This window comes from Actinomadura rifamycini DSM 43936 (assembly GCF_000425065.1).
Taxonomy (GTDB): domain Bacteria; phylum Actinomycetota; class Actinomycetes; order Streptosporangiales; family Streptosporangiaceae; genus Spirillospora; species Spirillospora rifamycini.
This window is the reverse complement of record NZ_AULB01000063.1, coordinates 1-6,456: the sequence shown is the minus strand read 5'-3', so window position 1 is coordinate 6,456 and position 6,456 is coordinate 1. Positions and strand designations below refer to the sequence as shown.

Here is a 6,456-nt window from a genome sequence, read left to right as displayed (position 1 = left end):
CCGTCGCCGACACCACCAGCAGCCGCGCCCGCCACGGCGGCTCGCTCGACAGGTCGAACCCGCGCCCCATCTCCTCGGCGGCGGCCGCGGGCAGTTCCGCCTCGCCGACCTGCGACACCGCGAAGGGAGGCCGACCCACCGCACCCGAGAGGATCTCCTGCCGGGGTTCGCCTTCGACGTCCGGGAAGATCGTTCGCAGGCTCTCGTGCCGCTCGGCCACGTCCGCCAACGCCGCCTGCAACGCCGCCGTGTCCACCTCGCCCGACAAGCGCAGCGCCAGCGGCACGGTGTAGCCCGCGCCCGCACCGGCCTCCTCCAGCCGGTTCAGGAACCACATCCGCCGCTGCGCGAACGACGGCGGCACGATCTCCGGACGCTCCCGAGCGGTCAGCGCCGCGCGCTTCCCGCCCTGCTCGTCCTGCACCGTCCGCGCCATCCCCGCGACCGTCGCGGCGGCGAACAGGTCGCGGATGCTCACCTCGACGCCGAGCACCGCCCGGATGCGGGCGATGAGCCGCATCGCCAGAAGCGAGTCGCCGCCCAGCTCGAAGAACGAATCCTCGGCGCCCACCGACGCGAGCCCCAGAACCTCGGCGAACAGCCCGCACAGGACCTCTTCGGTCGGCGTGGCCGGCCCACGCCCCGAGGACGTTCCCGCGAACGCGGGTGCGGGGAGGGCGGCGCGGTCGAGCTTGCCGTTGCGGGTGACGGGGATGGCGTCCAGGGAGACGAACGCCGCCGGGACCATGTACTCGGGCAGGCGGTCGGTCGCGAACTGCCGCAGTGCCGTCTCGTCCGCGTCGCCGACGATGTAGGCGACGAGCCGCTTGACGCCCGGCTGGTCTTCGCGGGCGATGACGGCGGCCTGGACGACGTTCTCGTGGGCCGCCAGAACGGCTTCGACCTCCGCCGGTTCGATCCGGAAGCCGCGGATCTTGACCTGCTCGTCGGCGCGCCCCTCGAAGGCCAACTGCCCGCCCGGCGTCCACCGGGCCAGGTCACCCGTCCGGTACATGCGGCGCGAGCCGCCGAAGGGGTTGGCGACGAAACGCTCGGCCGTCAGGACGGGACGTCCCGCATAGCCGCGCGCCACGCCTTCGCCCGCGATGTAGAGCTCACCCACCACGCCGGGGGCGGCCGGGCGTAAGAACTCGTCGAGAACGTACATCCGGGTGTTGTCCAGCGGACGACCGATCGGGACGGACGCCGGAACCTCACCATCGTCGGTGAAGGGAACGTGAGTGGCGAACGCCGTCGTCTCCGTCGGCCCGTAGGTCGAACGGACCACCAGACCGGGATGCGCCTCCAGGAGCGCGCGGATCGCGGACGACGACACCACGTCGCCACCCGTCGAGACCTCCCGCACCCCCGCGAAGACCTCCGGGGACTGCTCGGCCAGCACCCGGAACAGGCCGGCCGTCGCGTGCACGTTCGTCACGCCGTGCTCGGCGATGAGCCTGCCGCGCTCCGCCGCGTCCACCTCGCCCGGCGGCGCGATCACCAGTCGGCCGCCGCGCAGGAGCGGCACCCAGATCTCGTACGTCGACGCATCGAACGCGTGATTGGCCTGCACCAACACGCATTCCACGACATCCTCACGCCAGGCCCTGTCCAGCGCGAACGCGGCGACGTTGCCGTGCGTGACGGCGACCCCCTTCGGGACACCGCTCGAACCCGACGTGTACATCACGTACGCCAAGTCCTCGGCACCGACCGGAGTGTGCGGCCCTTCCCCCGTCGGCTCGAACGTGTCGGCGTCCGTGAGCACGACCGAGGCACCGGCTTCCGCGACGATCCGCGCCAGCCGCTCCTCCGGGTGCGAGACGTCCAGCGGGACGTACGCCGCCCCGGCCTTCAGTACGCCCAGCAACGTCGCGACCAGACCCGCAGACCGCTGACTCCGCACACCCACCAGCGACCCACGACCCACACCACGGCCGCTCAAACCACGCGCGACACCGTTCGCCCGCGCGTCCAACTCCGCGAACGTCCACGACACACCGCCATCGACCACCGCGACCGCGCCCGGGGTACGAGACGCCTGCCCCTCGAACAGCTCCACCAGCGAACCGCCCGGCACCGCACACGCCGTCGCGTTCCACCCCTCCACCACCAGCCGACGCTCTTCCACCGACAGCACATCGAGGCCGCTCACCCGCACGTCCGGGTCGGCCGCGATCTGCTTCAGGACTCGGACCACGCGGCCGAGGAGGGTGCGGGCGGTCGGCTCGTCGAACACGTCGGGCCGGTAGTCCAGGCGCAGGGACATCCGGGAGTCGGGGAGGACGGCGAGGATGAGCGGGTAGTGGGCCGCGTCCGAACCGTCGACGTCGGTGACCTCCAGGCCGCCGGGGCTCTCCGGCCGGGGCGCGTCGCGCAGAAAGTTCTCGTAGACGAGGATCGTGTCGAACACGGCGCCGCGGCCGGCCGCACGCCGGATCTCGGCGAGGCCGAGATGCTGGTGGTCCATCAGTGCGGTCTGCCGGGCCTGGAGGGCGGCGAGGGTGTCGGCGAGGGTGCGGGCCGGGTCCAGCTCGACTCGTACGGGAACGGTGTTGATGAACAGTCCCAGCATCCGTTCCACGCCGGGCAGTTCGGCCGGGCGGCCCGACACCGTGGCCCCGAACACGACGTCGCGGCGTCCGGTCAGCTTGCCGATGACCAGTCCCCACGCCGCCTGCACCACCGTGTTCGGGGTGAGGCCGTGCGCGCGGGCGGCCTCGCGGAGGGCGTCCGCGGCCTCGTCGCCCAGCGCTTCGACGACGTGGTCGGGCGGTACGGGCTCCGCCGCGGGGTCGGCGGGGGCGACGAGGGTCGGCTCGGTGACACCGTCGAGGGCGTCCGCCCACGCCGTCCTGGCGGCGTCCGCGTCCCGGCCGCCGAGCCACGCCAGGTAGTCGCGGTAGGGGGTCACGGGGGGCAGGACGCTCGCGTCGCCGCCCGCCGCGTACACCTCCGACAGCTCCTGGAAGAGGATCGGCAGGGACCAGCCGTCGAGCACGAGATGATGCATCGTGAACACGAGCCGGTACCGGGTGTCGTTCAGCCGGACGAGGACGAGGCGGAGCAGCGGCGGGACCGACACGTCGAAGCCGCGTTCGCGTTCCGCCTCCGCCAGCCGCGCGGCCTCGGCGTCGGCTTCGGCGGCGGGCCGGTCGGACAGGTCGAGTTCGGTCCAGGGCAGGGCGACGCCGCCCGCGATCACCTGCACGAGCCGCCGCAGGCCGGCCGGCTGCCGGAACCTCGCGCGCAGGCTCGCGTGCCGGTCCAGCAGCGCCTGCCACGAGGCGCGCAGCGCGGCGGCGTCCAGCGGGACGGCGAGGTCCAGAACGCGCTGCTCCACATAGAGGTCGCGGGCCCGCTCGTCGTACCGGGCGTGGAAAAGAAGCCCTTCCTGCAATGGCGACAGCGGCCAAACGTCCTCAATACGGTTCTGGGTCATCGTGGTCCCTCACCCCGGTCGGTCGGACTCCCGGAAACGGACGGTATATCGGATCGGGCGTGTCCAACGTGGCTGTCCAAATGGCCATCCGGGCGCCCGCCCGGTCATCGCGTTTCGTCGAAGATCTGGGCTTGGAGTTCGTCGAGCTGGTCCTGTTCGAGCGTCACGAGAGCGAATTGCGCGGGCGCGTCTTCCGCGGCGTCCGAGGACGCGGCGGGGTCGGCGCCGGGGGCGGTGGCGTGCGCGGCGAGGCCGCGGAGCATGGCCCGCCAGGCGTCGATCAGTTCCGCCGCCTCGGTTTCGGTGAACAGGGCGGAAGGGCAGGTCAGCGCGATTTCCAGGGTCGGGCCGTCCGGACGTTCCCAGACCGTGGCGCCCGCGTCCAGGGCGTGCGTGAAGGCCGTTTCGGCGTCCGCTCCGCTGCCCAGTGCGGTTTCCCCGACGGGCCGCCAGTTCGCGCGCCCCGACGCGCCGGACGGGTCGGCGGCGTTCATCCGGCCGAGATAGTTGAAACGGATCTGCGGTCTCGGCAGGGCGGCGAGCGTCGCCGCGGTCGCCGGATTCAGATAACGCAGCAGGGCGTATCCGAGGCCGTCGCCGGGAACGGCGCGCAGCCGTTCCCGCACCCGTTTCACCAGCCGGGCCGCGGCCGGCCCGCCCGACCGTACTCCGGTCGGGTCCGACGCGCCGGTGTCCAGCCGCACGGGGTGGCCGCCGGTGAACCATCCGACGGTTCCGGTGAGGTCCATGCCGGCGGTCAGCGGGTCCCGGCCGTGCCCTTCGACGTCCACCAGCAGACCGCCCGCGCGGCCCCCGCCGCGGCGGCCGCGCCAGGCCGTCACGGCCGCCACGAGGCCCGCGAGGAGCAGATCGTCGATGCTCGCGCGGACCCCGGCCGGTCCGCCGTCCAGCAGAGCCGCGGTCACGTCGCGCGGCAGCACCCGCGAGGCCCGGTGGGCGCCCGCGGCCACGGTGTCGCGCGCGGGGTCGAGCGGACGCGCCCCCAGCGTCGGGTTCGGGCCCGACAGCATCCGCGTCCACTCGGCCAGCTCGTTCACCCTCGCCTGGCCGGACGCCTGCGCCTCCAGCTCGCGGGCCCAGCGGCGGAACGACGTGCCGACCGGTGCGAGGGGCGTCTCCGGTGCGCGGTAGGCGGCCTCCAGGTCGGGCACGAGGATCCGCCAGGACACCCCGTCCACCACCAGGTGGTGCGCGACCAGCAGCAGGCGGCCCGGCGCGTCCGGCCCGGCGTCGAACCAGGCCGCCGCGACCATCGCGCCCGCGCGCGGATCGAGCTCCGCCATCGTCGTCCACGACTCGGCGTCCACCAGCGCGTCCAGCCGCCCGGCGGCCAGGCCGCGCGCGTCCACCCGCCGGACCTCGGGCGTCGCGCTCCCGGTCGCCTCCGGCACCTCCAGCCGCCACGGGCCGTCGTCGGGGATGCAGAGGCGCGCGCGCAGCACGTCGTGATGGTCGAGGACCGCGCGCAGCGCCCGTTCCAGCCTCGCCAGGTCGAGCCCCGCCGGGACGCCGATCACCATCGACTGGCAGAACCCGCCGTGCAGCACCGCGGCACCCGACCGCTCCGCCGCCTCCCGCATCGCCGGCGTCAACGGCACCGTCCCGGTCGGGACGTCCTCCCCGCCCGCCGAGGACTCGGTTCCCGCCGCCGTCGCGACGCGCGCCAGACCCGCCGGGGTGCGCTGCTCGAACACCTGGCGCGCGCTGATCGCGACACCCGCGCGGCGCGCCCGGGACACGGCCAGGATCGACAGCACCGAGTCGCCGCCGAGCTCGAAGAACGAGTCGTCCGCCCCGACCCGCTCCAGGTGCAGGACGTCCGCGAACACCTCGCACAGCAGTTCCTCGACGGGCGTCGCCGCGTCCCGTCCCCGCGCCGCCCGTTCCGCGAAGTCCGGGACGGGAAGGGCGGCCCGGTCGACCTTGCCGTTGCGGGTGACGGGGAGGGCGTCGAGGGGGACGAACGCGGCCGGGACCATGTGCTCCGGGAGTCGGGCGGCGACGAACTCGCGAAGGTCGGAGTCGTCGGCGGTGGAGTCCCCGATGATGTAGGCGACGAGCCGCTTGGTACCGGGGGTGTCCTCGCGGGCGATGACGACGGCCTGGTGCACGTCGGGGTGGGAGGTCAGGGCGGCTTCGATCTCGGCGGGCTCGATCCGGAATCCCCGGATCTTCACTTGGTCGTCGGCCCGGCCCGCGAATGCCAGCCGACCGTCGGAAACCCAGCGGGCGAGGTCGCCCGTGCGGTACATGCGGGCGGCCGTCTCGAAGGGGTTCGCGACGAACCGTTCCGCCGTCAGGGCCGGGCGGGACGCGTACCCGCGCGCGAGCCCGGCACCCGCGACGTACAGCTCACCGACCACACCGGGCGGGACCGGGCGTAACGACTCGTCCAGGACGTACGCGCGGGAGTTGTCCATCGGCGCCCCGATCGGCACCGCGTCCGGGACGTCGTCGGACGGGCCGAACGCGACCTGGGTCGTGAACGCCGTCGTCTCGGTCGGCCCGTAGGTCGTCCGGACGACGAGGTCCGGGTGGGTCTCCAGCAAGGCGCGGATCGCTGCGGACGACACGACGTCGCCGCCCGTGGACACCTCGCGGACACCGGCGAAGATCTCCGGCGACTGCTCGGCCAGCACACGGAACAGACCAGCGGTCGCGTGCACGTTCGTCACACCGTGCTCGGCGATCAGCCGTCCGCGCTCGGCCGGATCGACCTCGCCCGGCGGGACGACGACCAGACGACCGCCCCGAAGCAGCGGCGTCCAGATTTCGTACGTCGACGCATCGAACGCATGGTTCGCCTGCACCAGCACGCACTCGACGACGTCGTCACGCCACGCCTCGTCCAGGCAGAACGCCACCACGTTCGCATGCGTGACCGCAACACCCTTCGGCACGCCCGTCGATCCCGAGGTGTACATGACGTACGCGAGACTCTGCTCCGGGACATGGACGTTCGGGTTCTGCTCGACGGGCTCGAACGCGTCGGC

2 protein-coding genes are annotated in these 6,456 nt (G+C 73.4%); both read right to left on the bottom strand.

The window, feature by feature from the left end; translation table 11 throughout:
* On the bottom strand, positions 1–3,442 hold a 3,442-nt coding region (locus H505_RS0133240), incomplete at its 3' end, for a non-ribosomal peptide synthetase (RefSeq protein ID WP_034521144.1).
* Between the two features lie 104 nt (positions 3,443–3,546).
* Positions 3,547–6,456, bottom strand: a 2,910-nt coding sequence (locus H505_RS46040) for a non-ribosomal peptide synthetase (protein WP_157433235.1), incomplete at its 5' end; no start/stop codon positions are given.